Origin of the sequence: Synechocystis sp. PCC 7339 (assembly GCF_019924095.1) — a bacterium.
In the GTDB taxonomy this organism is placed as follows: domain Bacteria; phylum Cyanobacteriota; class Cyanobacteriia; order Cyanobacteriales; family Microcystaceae; genus Synechocystis.
Genome location: NZ_CP063659.1, coordinates 3,336,659 through 3,359,147, shown reverse-complemented (window position 1 = coordinate 3,359,147; position 22,489 = coordinate 3,336,659). Strand labels below are relative to the sequence as shown.

Here is a 22,489-nt window from a genome sequence, read left to right as displayed (position 1 = left end):
AGTGTCCCCAGGGAAACCAAGGAAGCCAGCCATTGGTGAGAGTAAATGGACGATGCTTGATTCGATGACCTAATCTTGCCCACGAACTAGATTTTTCTTGCTAGGATTGGGCTTAAGTGGTTTAGTCCTCCGTTTTGGGCAAGAAATTCTACCCTCCGCTGCCCCAGTGTCCCATTGCATCGGACTTGACTATTTGTCTGCCTCCCTTTGCCCTACCCTGCCTTCCATGAGTCCCCATTTGCTTCGCCTTCGCCCCTTGGTTGCCGCTCTAGTATTTGCTTTGGGTTTGGGGGCTACCCTCAAGCCTGCCCTCAGCGCTCCCAACGTCATCAACCCCGACGGTCCCCCATTAACGACTCCAAAGGAAAAGGATACCGGTGTGTCTGATAACGTTATCCTATTGGACAATAGCCCTAAGGCAGTGGTGGATGAGGTATGGCAGTTAGTTAATCAACAGTTTGTCGATAAGGACTTTAACCATTCCAATTGGTTATCGAAACGCCAAGAATTATTGGGACGCAATTATCAAGATAGTGCTGAGGCCTACCGACAAATTGGGCGCATATTAAAAGATTTGAATGATCCCTATACTCGCTTTCTTTCCCCGGAGGAATTTGCTATCCTCAGCAGTCAGACGGCGGGGGAAGCTTCCGGTGTGGGAATTCGGGTGTTGATGGATAAACGCAGTAGTGACCTGGTGGTGGTGGATGTGATGCGGGGCACCCCGGCTTTGAAAGCAGGTATCCGTCCTGGCGATCGCATTGTCCGCATTAACGGCCAACCGGCGGCCTTGATGTCCTTAGAGCAGGCTACGGAGGCGATCCAGGGGGAGATTGGCAGTGAGTTGAGCTTACAACTTTCTCGCCCCCAAAGCGGTGTTTTCAGTGTTACCCTCAAACGGGAAAACATCGAAATTGATTCCGTTACCTACAACGTTAAGGAAGAAGGGGAATTGCGAGTAGGTTACATCCGCCTCGACGAATTCAGTTCCCATTCCGCTGAGCAAATGGAAAAGGCGATTACGGAGCTGAACAATAGTCGTATTAGTGGTTACATCCTAGACCTGCGGGGCAACCCTGGGGGCTTGTTGCTTTCTAGCATTGACATTGCCCGCCTCTGGCTTAATCGGGGGGAGATTGTTAGTACCATTGACCGGCGGGGCGGCGATCGCCATTTTTCGGCCAACGGCAGGAGCCTCACGGATTTACCCTTGGTAGTGTTGGTCAATGAACGTTCCGCCAGTGCCAGTGAAATTTTGGCGGGGGCATTAAAAGAACAGGGAAGGGCCACTGTGGTGGGTACTGCTACCTACGGGAAAGGTACGGTGCAGTCTGTTAACACCTTGTCCGACGGTTCAGGCTTGGCGGTCACCATTGCCCGCTACTACCCCCCCAGTGGTACAGACATTGACCGTAAAGGCATTAGTCCCGATATCCATCTGGACATTTCCAACGATACCAAGCTCCGGTTTCGCAACGATCCAGACTTGATCGCCACGGATGTTGATCCCCAATATCAGCGGGCCATTACTGTGCTACGTCAACATCGCCATAGCTTAGGCCTACCGCCGGCCAAAGACCTGGGCATAGGTTTATTGGAACCCAGTCAACTTTAATCAGATCCCACACTAGAAAAGATCTCGCAGAGTTTCCCAACCCAGTCCTTCCCGCACCACCTTTGGTTCTTTGTCAGTGAAATCAATAATGCTGGAAGTTTGATAGCCAGGCTCCTGGTCATCGTCAATGATGATGTCCACCAATCTGTCGAACAGGTCAAATAGTTTCGCCTTTTCTGTCATGACAAACTCGTCTTGATCCGGTAGGTGAGCGGAGGTGGAAATAATCGGGTTACCCAGATTTTGTAGAATTTCCTGGCAAATGGGGCGATCGGGCACCCGGATGCCGGTGGTTTTTCGCTTTGGCTCCACCACTAGCTTGGGTACTTGCTTCGTGGCTGGGAGGAGGAAGGTGTAGGGCCCAGGGATCAACCGGCGCATGAGGCGATAGGCATTGTCCGCCACCACCGCATATTCAGCGATGTTAGACAGGGACGAACAGAGAAACGTTAACGGTTTATTATTGGAGAGTTGCTTCAGTTGTCTCACCCGCTGAACAGCATTTTTATCGTTGAGGTCACAACCGATGGCATAGACCGTATCGGTGGGGTAAAGCATAATTGCCCCCTGGCGCAGGCTTTTGCAAATTATGTCAATAGTGCGCTGTTGGGGGGTTTCGGGATGAAGATTGTAAAAGGTGGCCATTGTTTATGGGGTTGATTGCTTATTTTGACTGTCCCACGGGGATTTCCGGTGATATGTGCCTGGGGGCTTTGGTGTCGGCTGGGGTTCCCCTAGAATACCTGATCGAGAAACTAGCCCTGCTCGGCTTGGGTCATGAATATCGCTTGACAGCGGGTATGGTGCAAAAACAAGGTCAGGCCGCTACCAAGGTGGAAGTGCGGCTTTTAACAGACCAGTCTTCCGATCGCCATCACTATGAAGGACGGCATTTACCGGAAATAGAGCAATTAATCAAAAAAGCTAATTTACCCGCTAGGGTCAGTCGTTGGAGTTTGGCCATTTTCCATCAACTGGCGATCGCCGAAGGGGAAGTACACGGCATAGAGCCGGAGGCAGTGCATTTCCATGAAGTGGGGGCCACCGATGCCATTGTTGATATTGTGGGTACTTGTCTAGGCCTGGATTATTTAGGCATTGACAAATGTTATTGGTCTGCTTTACCTACGGGCAGTGGTACGGTGCGGGCGGCCCATGGTGATTTGCCAGTGCCAGTGCCAGCGGTGTTGCGACTCTGGGAAACTCGCCAAGTACCAGTCTACGACAATGGTTTGACGGGGGAATTGGTAACCCCCACCGGAGCAGCGATTGCCGTTACTTTAGCCAATCAATTTGGCACTAAACCCCCGTTCAATTTGCAAAAAGTAGGACTGGGGGCAGGAAGCAAAGATTTATCATCAGCCAATATCCTCCGACTCTGGATCGGGACGGAGTCCCAGACCGCCAAAACGCCGAAGGAGATCCCCTTTGGGCAACTGGAAACTATCACTGTGTTGGAAACCCAATTGGATGACCTCCAACCCCAGGCCGTGGGTTATCTTCTGGAAAGTTTGCTCCATCAGGGGGCGATCGATGTTTTCACCCAGGCGATCGCCATGAAAAAATCCCGCCCCGGCATCTTGCTCACTGTCCTCTGTGCGCCCGAAAATCAAAACCACTGCCTCAATTTACTCTTTCGGGAAACCACGAGTCTTGGTATCCGGGTCCGCCAACAACAGCGCTATGCCCTGGAGCGGGAATGGCAAACTGTAGTTATTGCCCATGGTTCCATTCGTATCAAAGTGGCCTACAGTTATCAAGCCGGTACAAAAATTATTCTCAATGCCCACCCCGAATTTGCCGATTGTGCCGCCCTCGCTAAGGCTACCGGCCAACCTTGGCAGTTAATTCACCAACAGGCGATCGCCGCTTGGTCAAGTATCAGTAAAGAGTCGGCCCAGGGTTGAGGTGACATTGACTGACGAAAGACTCATCGTTGTCGAGCCATGGAAATCACATCATCAACGGTCAAGTTCAACAGATCGTCCAGCGTTGGCGCCACATCTGGCCCTTGATAAACTAAAGGCAACGTTTCCCGGTGCCAAACCCAAATTTGTTGGCGGTCAATATCAATTAGCTATGTCAGTTTAGTTCCTTGGGTTAGACAATGCGGAATTTTAGTCTGCAGATTGAGAATATTTTGATCAGGGGAAAGAATTTCAATAACCATTCCGGTGGTCCTATCAATGGTTCGTCCTCGCCTCCCAGGCGAGCGCTGTTCACAACGGCAATGTCAGGAACGGGGGAGAAGGGGGGCACAAGACAGCGCAACTCTTGAATGGCTTCATAATCCCTCGTTTGCCGATTAATGAGGTTGACCAGATTACGTTGTAAGCGAGAGTGGAACGGGGTGGGCATGGGCTTTTGCTGGGAATAAATTCCCAGGCAGGGGAAGCCTCAATCTCCGGTCTTCGCAGAAATATGTCCAGACCATCCGTTAGCAGAGGTGACTGCATTTGCACTAGCCAAATGAAAAGAAGGTCTAATTAAATTCAGGTTGACATTCTCCACGAGCAATACCTAAGCAGATTTTTCTGGAGAGACAATCAAAAGGTCTAGGTCAGCCTTAGCTTGATTACCTTTGCGTTTGTTTCCAGTAGAAACTACTGGCGATAAGCAGGGTTACGCCCACCAAGGACAAGGACTTATAGATAATTAAATTAACTATAGGACACTATGCTACACAGTAGTTACGAATGATTTCATCTATGTTTACATCTGGAGAGGCGTATGTTCTTGCTCTTTTCAATGTACTAAAATCATGCTCTATGTCATTAAGATCTGGCGAGTAGGTAGGTAAAAATAAAATTGTATGTCCTGCCTCTTCCACTATTTTTTTAATCCTAGTCTTTCTATGAATAGGCGCATTATCCATAATTAATACCGATGGAATTGTTAATGCAGGTATCAAGTATAATTCAAGCCATCTTTCAAAACCTTCGGCATTTAAACTTCCAGTAAATAGCATCGGTGCTATCAGCTCTTTTTTTTCTTCTTTTTCTTTCTTTTTTTTCTCTCTTTCCTTGCTTTTCTCCATATACTCTTACTCCTCTTTTTGACCATCCTTACACTGAAGAGGCAAACTCCTCAAAACCAGCTTCATCTATGAATACAAGGCTTGCAACCCCATAAATTAGAATTAGCTCTTTCAGGATTTTTTGATATTCTGCTCTTTTTTCTTCATCTCTTTCTTTATATAGTAGCTGTTTTTTTTCTGGTAATTCCCATTTCTTTAAATTTATATGAAAGTGCGCTAGCAGTTACACCGAATTTCTTTGCTCTCTCTTTCATCGGCATATCCGGATTTTTCATCACATCTTTCTCTAGCTCTTTTATATCTATCTTCCGACGCCGGTTCTTTACCTTCGTTGGTCCCAGATTTTTCCGGCTTAACCATCTATAAATTGTCTCTCTACCTACTTTGAATATTTTTGATGCCTTCGTTACACCATTCCCTTCTTCTAGAAAACTTATTACTCTTAGCCGTAAATCTAGATCGTATGCCATAAGTTGCTTATTAGTTTAGTCATTATTCATAATATGGCATTATACATATCGTCCGCCCCACTCTTATTTCAGTTAGCTATACTTTCAAAGGAAACAGGGGCAACTGTCCTTGTCTCATTTAGTTTAGTAACAAGTAATGGTGAGCAACAACTGGATTGTTACCCAAACCTCGATATGGGTAGACCCAAAACGTTAGAAGTAAACCAAGACCATGAAATGGAAAAGCCCCCACCCCGAAGGGCAGGAGCCGTATGAAAAGATCACTAAAATGAGTTAGAGGGAATTAGCCCCCGCTACCACTTCCAACAATTCCTGGGTAATGGCCGCCTGACGAGCCTTGTTGTAGGAAAGGGTCAGAGTGCCAATTAACTGTCCAGCATTGTCACTGGCATTACTCATGGCCGTCATCCGAGCCGCCAACTCACTGGCCGCCGATTCCTGCAGAGCCCGCAACAACTGGTTGGTGTTATACAAGGGCAACAGAGCTTCCAGAATTTGCACTGGATCCTGCTCAAAAATCATATCCTGGGGAAAACTTTCCACCGAAGTAGCAACCTTTTCTCGTTCCACTTGGAACTTTCCACCCCTGGTAATGAGCCGGAAAATCTCATCATCGGCGGCTTCCAGTCCCTGGGGAGAGAGGGGAAACAGGGTTTGAACCACAGGCTGGGAGCTAATCAAAGAAACAAACCGAGTGTAAATTAGCTCCACCCGATCCACTGCCTCGGAAACAAACAAAGCCACCAAAGAATCAGCGATCTGAGCCGCTTCTGAAGCGTTGGGAATTTGTTCTAGATTGGCGTAGCTGGCGGCCACATCGTAGTCCCGCCGACCAAAATATTGTTTGGCCTTACTGCCCACCAACACTAGTTTGACTGCAATGCCTTGGCTTTTTAATTCCTTAGCCCGTTGTTCTGCCCGCTTAATGGCGTTGACGTTATAACCACCGCATAACCCTCGATCGCCAGTGACCACCAGGAGGGCCACCGCTTTAGGTTCCCGTTGCTCAAACAATGGTAATTCTGTTTCTGCAAAGGAAAGACGATTTTGCAGATTGTATAGCACCTGGGCAAGGGCATCAGCAAAGGGCCTGGTGGAAAGTACTTGTTCCTGGGCCCGACGTACTTTGGCCGCCGCCACTAGGCGCATAGCTTCAGTAATTTTTTTAGTATTTTTGACCGACTGAATCCGGTCACGAATCGCTTTGAGGTTAGGCATAGGACGTTACACCCGTTAAATTTATCTTTTTAATTGTTCTGGAGCCTAAATGTGGATCCCTAAAATCAGGGGTGGGGAAAAGTCGAGCTTGGCCCAGACCCTTCCCCCCAACTCACCGACTTGGGCATTGATTAGGCGGCAAAACCTTGGGTGAATTCTTTAATCCCTTCTTTCAACAAAGTTTCCGCTTCTTCGGTGAGGGCTTTGGTGCTACCGATGATTTCCACGTACTTGGCTTTGTTAGCCTTAAGGTAGTCCCGCAGACCTTGGGCAAAGTCCGTCACTTTTTCCACAGGAATGCTGTCAATGTAACCATTCAAACCGGCGTAGCTGATGGCAACCTGTTCCCACACGGACAGAGGGGAATTTTCCGGCTGTTTCAGCAGTTGACGCAACCGTTGACCCCGAGCCAGTTGGGCTTGGGTGGCGGCATCCAAATCAGAAGCAAATTGGGAAAAGGCTTCTAGTTCGGCAAACTGGGCCAATTCCAGCTTCAATTTACCAGCCACTTTTTTCATGGCTTTGGTTTGGGCGGCGGAACCTACCCGACTTACGGAAATACCAGCATTAATGGCGGGACGGAAGCCAGCGTTGAACAGGTCGGTGGAAAGGAAAATTTGACCGTCCGTAATAGAAATTACGTTGGTGGGAATGTAAGCAGATACGTCCCCAGCTTGGGTTTCAATCACCGGCAGGGCGGTCATGCTACCACCACCGAGGGCATCGCTCAATTTAGCGGCCCGCTCCAACAAACGGGAGTGGATGTAGAACACGTCACCGGGGTAAGCTTCCCGACCGGGGGGGCGACGCATCAACAGGGACATCTGACGGTAGGCTTGGGCTTGCTTGGACAAATCATCGTAGATCACCAAGGTGCTCTTGCCTTGATACATGAAGTGTTCCGCCAAGGTGGCACCGGTGTAGGGGGCCAAATATTGCAGAGTGGCGGGGTCGTTGGCATTAGCAGCTACCACAATGGTGTAGTCCATAGCCCCTTTGTCGGTCAGGGTATCGATGATTTGGGCTACGGTGGAAGCCTTTTGTCCGATCGCCACGTAAACGCAAACCACGTCTTCGGACTTCTGGTTAATGATGGTGTCAATGGCGATCGCCGTTTTACCAGTTTTACGGTCCCCAATGATCAATTCCCGCTGACCCCGACCAATGGGAATCATGGCGTCGATGGCGGTAATGCCGGTTTGCATGGGCTCACAAACGGATTTCCGTTCAATAATCCCAGGGGCCGGAGATTCCAACAAACGGGTAGCAGAGGAAGTAATGGGACCCTTACCGTCGATGGGACGACCGAGGGAATCCACAACCCGACCCACCATGGCATCCCCTACGGGAATTTGGGCAATCTGGCCGGTGGTTTTAACGGTACTGCCTTCTTGAATATTGATGCCATCTCCCATCAATACTGCACCGACGTTATCTTCTTCCAGGTTGAGGGCAATGCCGATGGTGCCGTCTTCAAACTCCAGTAACTCCTGGGACATCACCTGTTCCAGACCATAAATCCGGGCGGTACCATCCCCTACTTGGAGCACTGTGCCTACATTGGACACCTGCACACTCTGATCATAGGACTCGATTTGCTGGCGGATGATACTGCTAATCTCGTCGGGTCTAATGCTTACCATAGTCTTAATTTTCCGTTGAAAAAGTGAATATAAAGCGTCGCTGGGCGACCAAACTAACTGCTAGAGGGCGGTCCCGAGACTCAGACCAACCCGGCGGAGTTGACCCCGTAAACTGGAATCGAACACCTGGGAACCGACTTTGATGACAATGCCCCCAGAATATCTCCATCGATTTTGGTTACCAATTCCACCGACTGGGCTCCGGTAAGTTGTTTAACTTTCTCTTTCACCTGATCCTTTTGGGCATCGGTGAGCTTGAGGGCGGAGGTCACTTCGGCTAACACTGTATTGGTGAACTGTCGCAACAGGACCAGGTATTGCTCGCAAATGGCTTCGAGGAAAATGATCCGGCGTTTATCCACCAACAACATCAAGAAGTTGATCAGGTAGCCATTGCCCCCTTCTCCCATCACAGAACGCAGCACAGATTTTTTATCTTCGTCCTTGACCACCGGGCTAGAAAGGGCGGCGGCTAAATCCGGAGATTCCTTCAGTAGAGCCAAAATGGAGCGCAGGTCTTCACCAAAAGCCTCCGTTAGGTTTTGCTGTTGGGCCAGTCCCATCAATGCCTGGGCATAGGGTTCAGCGATTTTACTGCTGTACATAGAGCTTTTCATTAACGACCTCCCAATTGGGCAATACTGCGTTCGATCAACCGATCCTGGGTATCTTCATTGAGGCGATCGCGCAGGTCAGCTTCGGCCTTGGCCACTGCCTGTTCAGCGATGCGGCGCTTTAATTCCGCAATGACCCGGTCCTGCTCGGCACCCAAATCCTGGGCCGCTGTTTCTTGCATCCGGCGTAGGTCAGTTTCCGTCTGGGCTGCAATTTCCTGTTTAGCCACCTCTGCCCTTTGACCCGCGTCCTGGACAATGCGGGCGGCCTCAGCCTTAGCTTGGGCCAATTTTTTCTCTTCCTCCGCTAAAATCTGGGCAGATTTGCGTTGGCGAGTTTCAGCCTCTTCAATGGCATCGGCAATTTTTTGACGGCGATCGCCAAGGATTTTACCCAAGGTTTTCGGCGCATAGTAAATAATAATTCCCAGCAAAATGGCCAGGTTAAAGAGGTTGGCTTCCAGAAAATCTAAGTTGATTCCGAACCCTCCTTCCCCCGCCGCATGGGCTTCGGCCGCTAGGATGAACAAGGTATTAAGCATAATGGCAACTAAGTCTATAGGGCACTTATTTAATCAATTCAGGGCCTAACAATTTGTGCAAAATCTGATCACTCAGGGCCGCCACCTCCTGTTCCAAAGAACTCAGAGCCGACTGCCGTTGGGCCTCGATTTCCTGCGCCGCCGTTTCCTTTTGCCGTTGGGATTCCCGTTGGGCCTCAGCAATTTTTTCCGCCGCCAAACGCCTAGCTTCAGCTTGGGCATCAGCGATCACAGCCTGGGACTGCCGACGGGCATCGGTAATCTGTTGCTCATACTCCTGGGTAATCGCCTTGGCCTTGGCTAACCGCTCCCGGGCATCCTCTTCATTGGTGCGAATGTAATCAGCCCGTTCATCCAAAACCTTATTCATCGGCTTGTAGAAAATGGCATTGAGCAGGAACGCGAGAACCACGAACTGCAATGCCATCAGGGGCAGGGTGGCATCAAAATCAAACATTGTTTTACAAAAACTAGGTCAGGGATTAGCGGAATAATCCCCACAAACCCAACGAATAGCGGATTGGCGGGGTGAGGAGACGCGATCAACTCACGTCTCGGGCTACGAATCCGTCCTTACGCGAAGGGGTTGGCGAACAACAATACGAGGGCGATAACCAGACCGTAAATTGTCAAGGATTCCATGAATGCCAGGGTCAACAGCAAAGTACCCCGAATTTTGCCTTCAGCTTCGGGTTGGCGAGCAATACCGGACACGGCTTGGCCAGAGGCATTACCTTGACCAATACCAGGGCCGATCGCCCCTAAACCAACAGCAAGGGCAGCGGCAATGACAGAAGCGGCAGCAACGGTAGAATCCATAATTTTTTTCCTTTTAGCTAACAAAACGACAGTAAAGTTTAGGATTTTCGGAGTAAATTTCCGCCAGATTAAAAACAGATCTGGGGAAACGGACAACTCCTGGGGTGAGCATTGGCCCAGGCAAGCACCGGGCAGGGCAAGTCAACCGCAAGGGGTTAAACCACCATGGCCGCAGATATCTTACACCGGAGGGCTAATGCTCCTCACCTTCAGACTCGATCGCCTCATGGATATAGGCTCCGGCTAAAGTGGCAAACACCAAGGCCTGGATCGCACTGGTGAATAAACCCAGTGCCATCAGAGGTAAAGGTACAAGTAAAGGCACAAGCAGTACAAGCACTGCCACCACCAACTCGTCCGCAAGGATGTTACCAAATAAACGGAAGCTCAGGGAAAGGGGCTTAGTGAAGTCTTCTAAAATCTTGATGGGTAAAAGAACGGGAATGGGTTGCACATAGTTGGCGAAATACCCCAACCCTTTCTTACTGAGACCTGCATAGAAGTAGGCCAAGGAGGTAAGCAACGCCAGGGCAACAGTTGTATTGATATCGTTGGTGGGGGCCGCCAATTCTGCTCCGTCGGGGATGTGAATTAGCTTCCAAGGTAATAGGGCCCCGGACCAGTTAGATACAAAAATAAACAGAAACAATGTGCCGATAAACGGTAGCCAAGGGCGGTATTCCTTTTCCCCCAGTTGGTTCCGCGCCAGATCCCGGAGGAACTCCAGCACATATTCCATGAGGTTTTGGATGCCGCTGGGAACCCGTTGCACATTTCGCGTAGCCGCGAGGGAAGCAATTACCAGCAATAAAATGACAAACCAAGAGGTTGCAAATGTTTGCCCGTGTAATTTGAGGTTCCCAATTTCCCAATACCACTGCTGACCCACTTCCAGGGCAGCTAGAGGAAACAAATTTAAAACACTCAAACCAGCTAACATTGTTATTCGGTGAGATTGACGGGGTAAAGAGGAAAGCTGTTGGCCCTCAACAAACCTTAGCAACCAAGAAGGGCTCCCTTGCATAAACTAGGAGACACTACCCTGGGGCCAAGCCAGTCCATAGCCCAGACCTTTCTTCAACCTCTCATCATCTAATCCGCTGTGGGCGTAAACACGCTTTGCAGCATATAGAAAATGATCGCAGCTTTATAGGTTAGGAATCCCAGAAAAACAGGTAAAACCTCGAGGCTTTCCCTTTGGGTGGCAATGATGATCAGCCCAACAAAAACTGCTAAACCTTTCACCCCAGCCCTCCCAGACTGAGATCCGACCCTTTCCACATCTTTTGCCAATAGCTTGAGATATATCAGCCCCGCCAGTGCTCCGAGCAAATAATTTAAAGCTATATTGAGGGAATAGGCCCAGACAACACAGATAAAAATTATCGCCGTAGCCACCAGGGTCCAGGTCAACAACTGCCGTTGCAACCGGTAAAAGTCAGCCATTCCGTTATCCACTACCGTTTCCGCTTCCATAAGCTTCGGGGCAGGGGCACTGGGGAAATTTTGACCCTCGGACGATGGAGTTGGCAGTGTCACACTCTGACTACTAGCAAGGTGAGAAATGGAGTTTGGGCAACGGTCTTCCTTGGTAATCAAGGGCCACCTACCCTAAGCCAGAAGCGATCATATCACGCTGTCGCAACCGATTCTTAGTTTTTTGTTTTTTGTCTAGACCCCCAGCAAGGACGGCAATCCCCCTAGCGATCGCCAAAGAAAATTGCCAAGATCACCTAGGTGGCTGATTCTGATCATTATCCAAGGCCTACCAGTTGCCCCTATCCCGTCTAGCGTTTTTTCCCAGCGGCTATGGTTCTTCCCCCCAATTCTCCCCAGCCCGAGGTCAACGAAGCCAAAAATCCAGACGAAATTGACCAGGAAATTATTACCCATCCCAATCCCTCCCTAGCTCCGTCCGAACAATCAGAGCAAACTTGGCCAATCCATACCTGGTGGCAAGGTACTCGTCACCATCTCCAAAATCTCCTTCCCCTGGAATATTGGAAAAAAAAGCTTCTGGACCGCCTCTGGGTGGATGAAGCCGAAATTGCCGACATCTTGACCCAATTGCGCCGGGAATTACCCACCACGGAAGCCCTACTGATCGGTAAACCCCAATCCGGGAAAAGCTCCCTGGTGCGGGGATTAACCGGAGCTTCGGCTGAGATTGTGGGTCAAGGTTTCCAGCCCCATACCCAAAACACGGCCCGCTACGCCTATCCTTCCCCAGAACTTCCCCTATTAATTTTCACCGACACCGTTGGTTTGGGGGATTTGGGCCACGACACCCAATCTTTAATTGAAGAACTTAAAGCGGAACTGGCCGCCCCGGATGATGTTAATCCAGCGGCAAAAATTTTACTGCTCACTGTCAAAATTACCGATTTTGCCACCGATACCCTCCGGCAAATTATTGAGGATTTAAAAACTGCCTATCCGCAAATTCCCTGCCTGTTAGTAGTGACCTGTCTCCATGAAGTTTACCCCCACCCCAGCAATGACCATCCCCCCTATCCCCCCGAGCAACCGGAAATAGAGCGGGCCTTTGCCGCCATTGCCAGCAATTTTGCCCCCTGGATTGACGGAGCGGTGATGGTGGATTTTACCAGGGAAGAAGATGGCTATAACCCTGAGTTCTATGGTCTAACGACCCTGCGCGATCGCCTGGCGGAGAGATTACCTAAAGCGGAAGCCCAAACCCTCCATCAACTGTTGGATGGGGAAACAGGTAAGCGACTGGGCAATATTTACCGGGATGTGGCCCGCCGGTATATTTTGGCCTTTTCTGTCATGGCGGCAACCCTGGCCGCAGTGCCCCTCCCCTTTGCGACCATGCCGGTGTTGACGGTGCTCCAAGTTTCCTTGGTGGGACTGCTGGGCAAACTGTATGGCCAAGTGTTAACCCCTTCTCAGGCAGGGGGAGTGGTCAGTGCCATTGCGGGGGGATTTTTGGCCCAGGCAGTGGGTCGAGAACTGATCAAATTTGTGCCGGGATTTGGTTCCGTGGTGGCGGCATCTTGGGCGGCGGCCTACACCTGGTCTTTGGGGGAAGGAGCCTGTGTCTATTTTGGGGATTTGATGGGAGGCAAGAAACCAGATCCACAAAAAATCCAAGCGGTGATGCGAAATGCTTTCCAAGAAGCCCAAAATCGGTTTAAAAATCCCCCTAGTGGCCATAATTAGGTTAGGTTCTCCCAAGGCCATGGCCACAAAAAATTGGAGTGATCACCATCCATGTTCAGATTGGTTCAGGGGCAAACCCCCCATACCCTGCACACGTTGGGAATGGCGGCGGCAGTTAATTGGTTTAAAAGTATTTGTCTGATTTTGGCTGACAACCAGATTCAGTGCCGTGTTTGGGGTAAGTTTAGCGGGCAATCCTCCTGGCAAACGGCGATCACCGACTATAGTCAAACTGGGCTTTTGAAGCACTTATATTGGTGTCGTCCCGTGGATGAGCCGGGGCCGGTGGCAGGGTTGAGGTTGGACCTAAAAACAACCGTTAACCCATTGCTTTTGGAAGTTGATACCCATTGGCAGGGGGAAAATTTTTTCTGTTTTCTCAGCGCCGAAATTAACTTCTTAATTTTGCTGAATGAATCTCCGAAAAACCCTAAGGTGGTAAGTATTCTACAAAGCTTTTCTCCACGGGTGATTGAGCATTTTTTGAATCAATTAAAGCAGTTATTGGTGGTGGCAGACGACTTGCCAATGGATTTGTTCACGCCGGAAAAGCTGGCCTCCAGCGCCGATTTGGATTTGGTTAACCAACTGGTGCAAGGGATGGGACCACCCCTCAAAAAAATTACGAGTAATGATAATAGGCAGCCAAATTATACGGAGATCGCCAACTCCTTTGTGGTTAATTTAATTCGGGAATTGGGTATTCCCCTCACCAATACCAAAACAGCACTGCAATTGTTGGAATCTTTTCAACAAAAAAAGGAAGCCCGTCAGCGATATTTAGACTTAATTAGACAAAACTGCGATCGCCAAACTGATTTGATCAATGGTTTGCAGGCGTTGTTGGAAATTGATAGCACTGCCCCCTCCCCGGAATCAGTATCAATTGCCGATTGCATTATGGGGGTAATCGGTATTTACCTGCCCATCGCTGCCGAAAAATCAATTACCTTGAACTCCACTGCGGCGGAAAACTGTCCTCCAGTGGCCTGTTCTAGGGCAGATTTGCAAGCCATACTGCAGAAATTACTAGAAAATGCCCTACAATTCACTGAATCTGGGGGGAGGGTGCAAATTAAAGCCTATCACCAGGGATTTCAAGTGGAAATTGTGGTGAATGATAACGGTTGTGGCATTGCCAGAGCGGACATCCCCCATTTATTTGAATGTTTTTTCCGGGGACAAAATACTTCCTCGGAAACCCAGGGGGCGGGGTTAGGTTTAACCATTGTCCATCGCCTAGTGGAACGTTGGGGCGGCAAAATCACTGTCCACAGTCGCCCCGGACAGGGTAGTAATTTCCACATTTTTTTGCCAGCTATGGTGGATAATTCCCTCGGCCACCGTTTTGTTGTCACCAACTAGGTTTTGCTCTCTGATGTCCTGATGATCTGTGGGTCTTGATCTGCCGTTGCCAATGTTATTTAAATCCCGTCGTAATTTGATTATTCTGCTGGCGATCGCCGTGGTGACGGCGGGGGCATTACTGTGGACGGGAACCGGGCGGGCAGAGCATCTGCAAGGGTCTACCTATAGTACTAATCCAGGGGGCTATGGGGCTTGGTGGCAATGGATGGAACAAAGGGGAAACCCCGTACAACGGTGGCGTAAACCAGGGGACGAACTCACCAATCTACCGACCCCGGTGACTTTACTAAGAATTGATCCCCGACCGATCACTAACATTGCTCCCTATGGGGATGGAGGCAACGTCACCCCCCAGGAGTGGGAGTGGGTAACCCGTGGTAATCGTTTGGTTTACCTAGGACGATGGGCCGAATTGACTGAAGCCCCCTTTAATCAAACCGTAGCTAGCGACCAGGGCCCAATACGGATTCAGGGCAGAAGGCGATCGCCTCAAAAGGAAGGGAAAATATTAGCGGACGAATACGGCACCTTAATTTGGCGGCAACAGCAAGGCAAGGGAGAAATTATCTGGGTGGTACCGCCCTTTTTGGCGGCCAATGCTTTCCAGGATGACCCAGGCAACTTTGCCCTGCTCCAATCTTTATTAACTGAAGGTAATAATCCCCTGTGGGTGGATGAATATTTACACGGCTATAAGGACGCAGAAACCCTCCAGAAGGAAGGGGTGGAATCGGTGTGGGCCTATCTGCAAAACACTCCCCTAATGCTAATTTTTCTGCAATCCCTAGTGGCTGTGATCCTCTTAATCATTTTTGGGAACCGACGTTTTGGCCAGCCCCAAGCACCACCTAGCCTGACTAGCAACAATAACCAAGCCTATATCAACGCCCTGGCCCAGGTTTTGGAAAAAGGCGATCGGCCTCAATTTGTGGTGCAACAATTGCTCCAGGCGGAAAGTCCCTCCCTACAGAGGCGATTAGGCAACTTGTCCACGGCCAAAGAAAGTGAAGCTACTTCGGCCTTACTAACCAACCTTAGCCACCCAGACAAATTGCCCAAAAATGAGAGTGACTTACGAGTATGGTTAAAACAATGGCAACAACTGCAAGCCCAACTGCCCCCCTCTAGCTAAAACCCATTGGGCAATGGCCTCAAACCTAATGCGGTGGAGTGACTGCCCATTATTGGGGCTGATTGAGTTAATGTTTTGCGTTTATTTTGGTGTTTTTAGGCTTTAATTTTAGGGCCTTTGCCAATCAAATCTGCTAAAACTGCCATTGTTATCAATTGCCCGATTTTACTCCCCTTGACCAAACCCTATGACCCGTCCCCTGTTTAACGAACTCCGTGGCCATTTGGAAACATTTTTGGTGGGCCAACCCCATCTTATCCAAGAATTACTGGTGGCCTTGTTGGCTGGTGGCCATGTGATCATAGAAGGGGTGCCGGGTACGGGGAAAACTCTGTTGGTAAAACTTTTGGCCCAATCGATCCAATCCCAATTTAGACGGGTACAACTGACTCCGGATATGTTGCCCTCCGACATGGTGGGGGTAAACGTATTCGATTTCAACCAGCAGGCCTTCAGCCTTAAACAGGGTCCTGTGTTTACGGAAATTTTGCTAGCAGATGAAATTAACCGCACTCCCCCCAAAACCCAGTCCGCCCTGCTGGAAGCCATGGAAGAACGGCAAGTGACCCTCGATGGCCAGACCCATGCCCTACCTGCCCTATTCTGGGTAGTGGCCACCCAAAACCCCTTGGAGTTTGAAGGTACCTATCCCCTACCAGAAGCCCAACTAGACCGCTTTTTATTTAAGCTAGTGGTGGACTATCCTCCCCAGGCCGCAACTAAACAAATGTTGGTCAATTTCCAGCAGGGTTTCCATGCTCAACGGCAAGACTTGGAGGAGTTAACCGCCATTGCCAGCGTAGAAGAAATTTTGGCCAGCCGGCGATCGGTGGAGGATATTACCGTGGATGAAAAACTGTTGGATTACCTCTTGGCCCTGGTGGAAAAAACCCGCCATCACCCCGATGTTTTAATTGGAGCTTCCCCGAGGGCCTGCCTCCGTTGGTTGCAAGCCGCGAAGGCCGATGCTTGGCTGAATGGGCAGGAATATTTACTGCCCGATAATCTCAAAACCGTTGCTCTGCCCCTATTACGCCATCGTTTAATCCTACGACCGGAAGCTCAGCTTGATGGCATTGGCATTGATGATGTGATCACTGCCATTGTGGAGCAAACCGCAGTCCCCCGTTGACCAAGAAAAATGGGAAAGTTGCACAGCTAACCCCCTATCCGTTGACGAGAAAAGAAAAAATTTAGCCAAGACCCAATTGTTGCCATAGGGAATTTTTGCCCACAGTCTCCCCCGTTGTCGCTAAGATGGAAACTAAAGCCATTGAATTTACTTTTAATTTTCCTCTAACTTTTGCATAGGAGTTCAAGCCTAACCATGAGCCAAGCCACTGCGACCCAAGCTAAGGGCATTCAACTTTCTGATGCGGCCCTCAAACACCTCCTAGCCTTGAAAGAACAACAGGGCAAAGACCTTTGTTTGCGGGTGGGGGTACGTCAAGGGGGCTGTTCTGGCATGTCCTATATGATGGATTTTGAGGAACCCAATCGAGCTACGGAACATGACGAAGTGTTCGACTATGAAGGTTTTCAGATTATCTGTGACCGGAAAAGTTTGCTATATCTCTATGGTTTGATGTTGGATTATAGTAACGCCCTCATTGGTGGTGGTTTCCAGTTTACTAATCCCAATGCCAATCAAACCTGCGGTTGCGGTAAATCCTTCGGGGTTTAAAATTTTTTCCTGATTTAGGTAATTAAATGTAGAAAAAATATACAACTGAAAATTTGCAACTGGAGCGGGAAAGGTAAATCCTGCTCTTTTTTTCTAGCTATTTGAATGGCTTTTTCTCTGCACCGGGGGTAGCTTTCTCATAATTAAGCAAGGCAATGCTGAAAGTAACCAGACATACCCCTAGAATTTGAATATTGGTGAGGCTTTCTTGAATAGCTAATCCTGCCAGCACCACTGTTAAAGCGGGATTAGTTGCCCCAATAATGGCCGCTCGACTGGCACCGATTAAATGGATGCCCCAGTTGTTAAGCACATGGCCAGCCAAGGTGAATAAAGCCGACAACAGGGAGCCAATGGCAATGGCTAACCAGGGTAAATTACCTTCGTTGGGACGCCAAATGATTAAGCACAGTACGGAAAAAATCAAGGTGGTGGCAAAACTGATCCAGGTGAAGGGGACTGGATGGAGTCTTTGAAAGCTCCTTTGGGCAAATACCGTATAGCCAGCATAAACAATGCCGGAAGCAATGCCAGTGCCAATGCCGATCGCCAATGTTTTTTGCTCCCCACCGTAGGCATAGGGAATGGTTAAAAATGTGCCTATTAACGTTAAACCAATCACCAGCCAACGCAATAAACTGGGTACATCGTTAAATAGCCGCCATGCCAATAGCGCTGTAAAGATCGGGTAGGTAAAAAATAGGGTGATGGCGATGCCAGTGGGAATGTAGCTAATGGAAACATAGAGCAAAACTAGGTAGAGAAACATTAAAAATCCGCAGCCCATAGCCTCCCAAACTATTGAGCGATGGGAAGGTTGTTTTAGTTGATTAATTTCTCGCCACGTATTGCCATAGAGGCGCTGGGAAATTAAGGCCATGAGCGGTACTACCCAAAGCATTCTTAACAATAGGAGGAGAAAAGAATGGCTCAGGGTAGGGGTCACAAAACCGCCCACTTGCCAAATACCTAAAATATTTTGCTGGGAATATAGAATTCGGACAATGACGTTATGAAAACAAAAGAAAATAGCGGCAAGGAGGACAATCAATAGTCCTGTCAGATTAACATTAGATAAAATTCGCATAATTTTTGGTGCCGCTACTCTGAAATGGAACCACCACTGTCCCTAAAAATGGACTTGACCAAGGATATGGCGCAGGCGATCGTAGTCATCTTTGAGGAGCAAACTGAGGTGACGTCCAACAGTTACTAGCCAGGCCCGATCGCCTTGGCGAAGTAGATAAATTTCCCTTAGAGCAGCCGCAATCAGAGCATCAACGGGGGCATCGGTAATTTGTAAAAGAATACGTAGGAAATCGGGGGAATCAGTAAACTGCACCACTTCTTGGCGATCGCACTGGAACACCGCCTGGTGAATTTGGGGCGGGCGGGGCGGTAAATAGTGAAACACCCTACTGGGGATGGGACCCCGGCCATTGGGGGCGGACTCCTGGTTTTGGAAACCCACGATCGCCGCTTGAAATTCCGTGGTTAACATGGCAAAAATTTGGGGCTGTTGTTCCCGCAGTTCCCCCAGGGAAAGACCTAGGGCCCTGGCCCGGTGAATGGAGTCGATGGGCATGGTGGTGGCGTAACTAACCACCGCAAAAATGGTATTGCCCGAATCTTCATCTGTGGCTTTTACCCAACTACCAAAGGCCGGCATGATGGGAAAGGTTAATTCCTCCGGTTCCAAACATTGGGCTAAAAAGCCGGTGGTGCTAGTTTCAATTACCTCAGCAATATGGTGGGGATGACGTTCATCAAGGCTAAATTGAACTGATAGCGATGGCATAAAACTGACAAAATTAAGGGAAAATTAATGGGTTGTTATAGTGTTAATTTAAAATTTATTAACCCTCTACCAAAGCTGATTTGAATTTAATTATATTAAGCTCAAGTCACAATTTAATTAAAAAAACAATTAACTAATGGGGCCGTCGATGCTGCCGGAGAAAAATTGCTTCAATAAAGGGTGATCAGATTGGTATGCGTCCGCCGTAGAACCATCCCACTGAATTTTGCCATCGTAAAGAAAGATAATCCGGTCTGTGGTGTGTTCAATGGTGCTGAATTGGTGGGTAACAATTAGGTAACAACAACAAACATGATCCTGGCTGAGGAGGTGGCGAATTAAACCTTCAATCCTAGTGGATGCCACCGGGTCTAACCCAGCGGTGGGTTCATCGTAAAGCAAAATGTTTTTATATTGCTGATGTTGTTCAGGATTAATTACGATTGCCCGGGCCAAACTGACCCGTTTACGCATGCCGCCGGATAATTCTGCCGGAAACCGATCACCAATGCCCGGCAAGCCCACCAACTCCAAATTTTCTTCCACAATGGCCCTAATTTCCCTCGGCCGTAGGTCTGAATCTCGGTAGAGGGTGAAACCCACATTTTCTGCCACAGTGAGGGAGTCAAACAGGGCCGACTGCTGAAACACTAAACCCACCCCTAGAGCTTTTTCCCCTTCTTCAATGGAACGTTGACGGCGGTGACCATGGACAACGACCTCGCCACTGTCGGGGGTGAGCAAGCCAGCCACAATGCGTAAAATAGTTGATTTGCCCGTCCCCGATGGCCCAATTACCCCCACCGCTTCCCCTGGGTAAATTTTTAGGTCCACATCGTCGAGGATAACTTTACGGCCAAAGCTCTGGCTCACACCACGGAATTCGATAATGGGTTGGACGGTGTCACTCATGGGCTTCGGGGAGGAAGGACAGTGGCCTATATCGGTCAGTCTAAAGGCTAATTATATTCCTGGGGAAAATTGGGCCCCAAGGCGATCGCCTTAGTGGAACCATCGGTTTTACCGTTGCTGTTATTACTTTTTTGACCCTGATGATGATACATAATCCTTTGCTGGGGAGCTCCCAGAGCAATACCGGCCAACTCAAAAGCCTTTTTCATCCTGAGGCGAAATTCTCTGCCCACGGGCCAATGCTGCCCTGCTTGGGTTTTAATCCACACCTGGAGCCGAATCCCCTTAGAGGCAATGTCATCCACCCCCAAAATGGCCGCCGGTTCCAAGATCTTCTCTTGCCAGAGTGGATCTTCGCGCATTTGTTCAGAAACGACCCGAATTAAATTAAGGGCCTTATCCACATTACTAGACTGGTCAATTTCCACAATAAATTCCGCCCTGGACCAATCCTTAGTCAAATTTTGGACTACGGAAATTTTACCGTTGGGAATGGTGCTCAAACGGCCTTCGGGGCCCCGCAACTGGGTTATGTAAATGTTCATATTTTCCACCAAACCAAAAACATCCCCAATTTGCACCACGTCACCGATGGCATAGCGGTCTGTCCAAAGAATGAGGGTGCCATTGAGCATATCTTCCACCACGTTGCGCCCTAGAAAAGCTAGCACAAAGGCAACTCCGCCAAAACTAGCTAATACCAAAGGATTAATTCCAAATAACCAAATAGTGCCCAAGATACCAAAAATGGTCATCAGCACTGAAATTCCCCCCTTGATGGCTGGAGAATAGGTCATAACCCTGAGAGTATAACGATTAGAATGTTCGTTATAGGATTGCTGTTCTTTAGCCCAATTATTGAGAAAACCATCCACAAAAATACCGCATATCTTATCAATTAAAGTCACCCCGATCCAAAGCAGGGGAAAATACATAGCTTGACCAATAAATAATAAGGTAAAGGGTCGAGTGGAAGGAAAAACATAAACGATGAAAGCTACCACAATAAAAAGGCAAGAAATCTGGAGCCATAATAAAATCCAACACACCAATAAGGCAAAGTTACGGCGTTGTTTGAGGATGGTTTGCCGCCGTAAATTAAAACTGGCTAAATCGCCGATATTTTGCCAGGCATGGTTAACCCGATGTCTAAATTGGTTGGCTAGGGGCATATACCCAGGAAAACTGCGCTCCTTAGATGGTGGTTCATGGCCATTTTGCCCTGCTTCCCTTTGGCGATCGGGGCTTGATTCTGGGGACTCGGACGCTTCTTGGCTAGCTAAGCGCAAGGATTCAGCACTTTCTGCCTCAATGTCTTTGGTGATGGACTGGGCTAAAATTTTCAACTCTTGGCGTAGATAGCGGTTCCGACGGTGGAAAAAAGATCTAATTAAGCCCATAACCGTAACGATCGCCAGGGCCACCACCATAAAAGCACCACTGATGTAATAGCGATCCCAGGGATGTTGGCGGTCAAGTTCGTGGCCCCATAAAGCCTTGTCAAAACTACTTTGTATTCTGTCACGCCACTCATGAGCCAGTAAATTAATGGGCTTACCATTAATAATTTCATCGGCTTGGTTGACCGTAACAATGGTTTGCTGGGCGAGGCCAAGGGCGGGCTGACTGGGCACAAAAATCACTGTCTCATTATTTTGAATACCTACTTCCACATTGGGGGTGAGAGGATGGATTTCATCGGCGGCCACATTGGCCAAATTTGGGGCCGGGGAAGAAATAATCCGGATGGCACTCTGGGGAGCTTTACGGAAAGAAGTAGTAGGGGTTCTCCGCTCAACGGAACTGTTTTCCTGGTCGTCTTGCTTAACTTGGGGGGCGGCCGGGGTGGAGTCTGGGGAGGGCGGGGCCGTTTCCTCCAAGCTGTCCGGACTGGAATGATAACCAAGGCGAGATTCCCTCAGGTCAAAAACCTTGGAACGGAGAAATTGTACGTCCTTCTGAGGAATTTCCACTGTATTCAAGCTAATTAACCGAGAATAAATGGAATTAAAAATAGATTCCACTTGCTTAGCCCGATTTTCGATCGCCTGGGCGGCTGCTTGGGAACTTTCCTCGGGGTTAGGAATTAAACCCACAGTGAAGGTGACCTGGGAACTACCCCGCAAAAACACGTCACTGCACCAGAGCCGGCCACAACGTCTTGCTTTATTGGTGTCCCACCAGGGCGTACTGGAGGTATTTTGACCGCTATCTGTTCCCCCCGGAGAAAAAACTATTTGCGCCGTAGCAGGGGGAAGGAGCACCGTTAGGGTGAGGGACAAAAGGCAAAGCAGAATCAGACGCTTGATGGTGGCAAGTCGGTAACCCATAGGCGTGGTCAGAGTTTTGTAAAGTTTTGCAATAATTCATCGCCATCTTAGCAGTGAGTACATTTTAAAAATGGTTGATGCTAACCATTGTTGTTCCCCAATGTGGCGCCCGAAGTAACGATCC

Annotated in this window: 20 protein-coding genes and 2 pseudogenes; 7 read left to right on the top strand and 15 right to left on the bottom strand. The window is 49.0% G+C overall.

Annotated features, from left to right (window positions below):
- Positions 1 to 256 precede the first annotated feature (256 nt).
- Positions 257 to 1,615, top strand: coding sequence for a carboxyl-terminal processing protease CtpB (gene ctpB / locus IQE94_RS15865; protein WP_223342286.1), 1,359 nt, complete (start codon positions 257 to 259; stop codon positions 1,613 to 1,615).
- 12 nt (positions 1,616 to 1,627) lie between these two features.
- Here the strand turns inward: ctpB and IQE94_RS15860 are convergent, their stop codons facing one another.
- The gene (locus tag IQE94_RS15860; protein WP_212720197.1) at positions 1,628 to 2,260 is read right to left on the bottom strand and encodes an L-threonylcarbamoyladenylate synthase; all 633 of its coding nucleotides are present in this window, start codon (positions 2,258 to 2,260) and stop codon (positions 1,628 to 1,630) included.
- Between the two features lie 5 nt (positions 2,261 to 2,265).
- Between IQE94_RS15860 and larC the strand changes: the two genes are divergently transcribed.
- Positions 2,266 to 3,522 (top strand): nickel pincer cofactor biosynthesis protein LarC, encoded by a 1,257-nt coding sequence (gene larC, locus IQE94_RS15855; RefSeq protein WP_212720199.1) that lies wholly within the window; start codon positions 2,266 to 2,268, stop codon positions 3,520 to 3,522.
- A gap of 193 nt (positions 3,523 to 3,715) precedes the next feature.
- Here larC and IQE94_RS18690 read toward each other — a convergent pair whose 3' ends face one another.
- From IQE94_RS18690 to IQE94_RS15805, 10 genes and pseudogenes are all read right to left on the bottom strand, one after another.
- Positions 3,716 to 3,973, bottom strand: a complete 258-nt coding sequence (locus IQE94_RS18690; RefSeq protein WP_249213995.1) for a Uma2 family endonuclease — start codon at positions 3,971 to 3,973, stop codon at positions 3,716 to 3,718.
- A gap of 316 nt (positions 3,974 to 4,289) precedes the next feature.
- Positions 4,290 to 5,122: pseudogene (locus tag IQE94_RS15845) on the bottom strand (IS630 family transposase).
- 273 nt (positions 5,123 to 5,395) lie between these two features.
- Positions 5,396 to 6,340, bottom strand: coding sequence for a F0F1 ATP synthase subunit gamma (locus tag IQE94_RS15840; protein WP_212720204.1), 945 nt, complete (start codon positions 6,338 to 6,340; stop codon positions 5,396 to 5,398).
- A 131-nt stretch (positions 6,341 to 6,471) separates the two neighbouring features.
- Complete coding sequence (atpA, locus tag IQE94_RS15835; protein ID WP_223342285.1) at positions 6,472 to 7,983, bottom strand: F0F1 ATP synthase subunit alpha; 1,512 nt, start codon at positions 7,981 to 7,983, stop codon at positions 6,472 to 6,474.
- A 60-nt stretch (positions 7,984 to 8,043) separates the two neighbouring features.
- A pseudogene (gene atpH / locus IQE94_RS15830) lies at positions 8,044 to 8,600 on the bottom strand (ATP synthase F1 subunit delta).
- Positions 8,600 to 9,139: a F0F1 ATP synthase subunit B gene (locus tag IQE94_RS15825; RefSeq protein WP_190598591.1), complete on the bottom strand. Its 540-nt coding sequence runs from the start codon at positions 9,137 to 9,139 to the stop codon at positions 8,600 to 8,602. Before IQE94_RS15825 ends, atpH begins: the two are co-directional and overlap by 1 nt.
- Positions 9,140 to 9,164: 25 nt before the next feature.
- On the bottom strand, positions 9,165 to 9,596 hold the full coding sequence (locus IQE94_RS15820) for a F0F1 ATP synthase subunit B' (protein ID WP_190598590.1): 432 nt from the start codon (positions 9,594 to 9,596) through the stop codon (positions 9,165 to 9,167).
- 116 nt (positions 9,597 to 9,712) lie between these two features.
- Positions 9,713 to 9,958 (bottom strand): ATP synthase F0 subunit C, encoded by a 246-nt coding sequence (atpE, locus tag IQE94_RS15815; RefSeq protein ID WP_010871369.1) that lies wholly within the window; start codon positions 9,956 to 9,958, stop codon positions 9,713 to 9,715.
- A gap of 193 nt (positions 9,959 to 10,151) precedes the next feature.
- Positions 10,152 to 10,982 (bottom strand): F0F1 ATP synthase subunit A, encoded by an 831-nt coding sequence (gene atpB / locus IQE94_RS15810; protein ID WP_212720218.1) that lies wholly within the window; start codon positions 10,980 to 10,982, stop codon positions 10,152 to 10,154.
- 68 nt (positions 10,983 to 11,050) lie between these two features.
- The gene (locus tag IQE94_RS15805) at positions 11,051 to 11,404 is read right to left on the bottom strand and encodes an ATP synthase subunit I (protein WP_223342284.1); all 354 of its coding nucleotides are present in this window, start codon (positions 11,402 to 11,404) and stop codon (positions 11,051 to 11,053) included.
- A gap of 363 nt (positions 11,405 to 11,767) precedes the next feature.
- Between IQE94_RS15805 and IQE94_RS15800 the strand changes: the two genes are divergently transcribed.
- The 5 genes from IQE94_RS15800 (at position 11,768) to IQE94_RS15780 (ending at position 17,325) form a co-directional block, all read left to right on the top strand.
- Entirely contained in the window at positions 11,768 to 13,141 is a 1,374-nt protein-coding gene (locus IQE94_RS15800) for a YcjF family protein (protein WP_223342283.1), read from the top strand.
- A 51-nt stretch (positions 13,142 to 13,192) separates the two neighbouring features.
- A complete protein-coding gene (locus IQE94_RS15795; protein WP_223342282.1) occupies positions 13,193 to 14,506 on the top strand; it encodes a HAMP domain-containing sensor histidine kinase in 1,314 nt (437 codons plus the stop codon).
- 52 nt (positions 14,507 to 14,558) lie between these two features.
- Positions 14,559 to 15,641: a DUF4350 domain-containing protein gene (locus IQE94_RS15790; RefSeq protein WP_223342281.1), complete on the top strand. Its 1,083-nt coding sequence runs from the start codon at positions 14,559 to 14,561 to the stop codon at positions 15,639 to 15,641.
- Between the two features lie 187 nt (positions 15,642 to 15,828).
- Positions 15,829 to 16,773: a MoxR family ATPase gene (locus IQE94_RS15785; RefSeq protein ID WP_212720234.1), complete on the top strand. Its 945-nt coding sequence runs from the start codon at positions 15,829 to 15,831 to the stop codon at positions 16,771 to 16,773.
- 195 nt (positions 16,774 to 16,968) lie between these two features.
- Positions 16,969 to 17,325 carry an iron-sulfur cluster assembly accessory protein gene (locus tag IQE94_RS15780; protein ID WP_010871376.1) on the top strand — a complete coding sequence of 119 codons (357 nt, stop codon included), beginning with the start codon at positions 16,969 to 16,971 and terminating at the stop codon, positions 17,323 to 17,325.
- 97 nt (positions 17,326 to 17,422) lie between these two features.
- Here IQE94_RS15780 and IQE94_RS15775 read toward each other — a convergent pair whose 3' ends face one another.
- From IQE94_RS15775 to IQE94_RS15760, 4 genes are all read right to left on the bottom strand, one after another.
- Positions 17,423 to 18,412, bottom strand: a complete 990-nt coding sequence (locus tag IQE94_RS15775; protein ID WP_212720236.1) for a DMT family transporter — start codon at positions 18,410 to 18,412, stop codon at positions 17,423 to 17,425.
- A 42-nt stretch (positions 18,413 to 18,454) separates the two neighbouring features.
- Positions 18,455 to 19,123 carry an HAS-barrel domain-containing protein gene (locus tag IQE94_RS15770; protein WP_212720238.1) on the bottom strand — a complete coding sequence of 223 codons (669 nt, stop codon included), beginning with the start codon at positions 19,121 to 19,123 and terminating at the stop codon, positions 18,455 to 18,457.
- Positions 19,124 to 19,252: 129 nt separating this feature from the next.
- The gene (locus tag IQE94_RS15765; protein ID WP_212720240.1) at positions 19,253 to 20,035 is read right to left on the bottom strand and encodes an ABC transporter ATP-binding protein; all 783 of its coding nucleotides are present in this window, start codon (positions 20,033 to 20,035) and stop codon (positions 19,253 to 19,255) included.
- Positions 20,036 to 20,082: 47 nt separating this feature from the next.
- Complete coding sequence (locus IQE94_RS15760; RefSeq protein ID WP_212720250.1) at positions 20,083 to 22,365, bottom strand: mechanosensitive ion channel family protein; 2,283 nt, start codon at positions 22,363 to 22,365, stop codon at positions 20,083 to 20,085.
- Between the last annotated feature and the right edge of the window lie 124 nt (positions 22,366 to 22,489).

Bases quoted from the DNA above. Each gene is read 5' to 3' on its own strand.
- IQE94_RS15765 (WP_212720240.1), bottom strand. From the start codon at position 20,035: ATGAGTGACACCGTCCAACCCATTATCGAATTCCGTGGTGTGAGCCAG.
- IQE94_RS15825 (WP_190598591.1), bottom strand. From the start codon at position 9,139: ATGCTTAATACCTTGTTCATCCTAGCGGCCGAAGCCCATGCGGCGGGG.
- atpB (WP_212720218.1), bottom strand. From the start codon at position 10,982: ATGCAAGGGAGCCCTTCTTGGTTGCTAAGGTTTGTTGAGGGCCAACAG.
- IQE94_RS15780 (WP_010871376.1), top strand. From the start codon at position 16,969: ATGAGCCAAGCCACTGCGACCCAAGCTAAGGGCATTCAACTTTCTGAT.
- atpA (WP_223342285.1), bottom strand. From the start codon at position 7,983: ATGGTAAGCATTAGACCCGACGAGATTAGCAGTATCATCCGCCAGCAA.
- IQE94_RS15785 (WP_212720234.1), top strand. From the start codon at position 15,829: ATGACCCGTCCCCTGTTTAACGAACTCCGTGGCCATTTGGAAACATTT.
- IQE94_RS15800 (WP_223342283.1), top strand. From the start codon at position 11,768: ATGGTTCTTCCCCCCAATTCTCCCCAGCCCGAGGTCAACGAAGCCAAA.
- atpE (WP_010871369.1), bottom strand. From the start codon at position 9,958: ATGGATTCTACCGTTGCTGCCGCTTCTGTCATTGCCGCTGCCCTTGCT.
- IQE94_RS15795 (WP_223342282.1), top strand. From the start codon at position 13,193: ATGTTCAGATTGGTTCAGGGGCAAACCCCCCATACCCTGCACACGTTG.
- IQE94_RS15860 (WP_212720197.1), bottom strand. From the start codon at position 2,260: ATGGCCACCTTTTACAATCTTCATCCCGAAACCCCCCAACAGCGCACT.
- IQE94_RS15760 (WP_212720250.1), bottom strand. From the start codon at position 22,365: ATGGGTTACCGACTTGCCACCATCAAGCGTCTGATTCTGCTTTGCCTT.
- IQE94_RS15775 (WP_212720236.1), bottom strand. From the start codon at position 18,412: ATGCGAATTTTATCTAATGTTAATCTGACAGGACTATTGATTGTCCTC.
- IQE94_RS15840 (WP_212720204.1), bottom strand. From the start codon at position 6,340: ATGCCTAACCTCAAAGCGATTCGTGACCGGATTCAGTCGGTCAAAAAT.
- IQE94_RS15805 (WP_223342284.1), bottom strand. From the start codon at position 11,404: ATGGCTGACTTTTACCGGTTGCAACGGCAGTTGTTGACCTGGACCCTG.
- IQE94_RS15820 (WP_190598590.1), bottom strand. From the start codon at position 9,596: ATGTTTGATTTTGATGCCACCCTGCCCCTGATGGCATTGCAGTTCGTG.
- IQE94_RS15790 (WP_223342281.1), top strand. From the start codon at position 14,559: ATGTTATTTAAATCCCGTCGTAATTTGATTATTCTGCTGGCGATCGCC.
- larC (WP_212720199.1), top strand. From the start codon at position 2,266: ATGGGGTTGATTGCTTATTTTGACTGTCCCACGGGGATTTCCGGTGAT.
- IQE94_RS18690 (WP_249213995.1), bottom strand. From the start codon at position 3,973: ATGCCCACCCCGTTCCACTCTCGCTTACAACGTAATCTGGTCAACCTC.
- IQE94_RS15770 (WP_212720238.1), bottom strand. From the start codon at position 19,123: ATGCCATCGCTATCAGTTCAATTTAGCCTTGATGAACGTCATCCCCAC.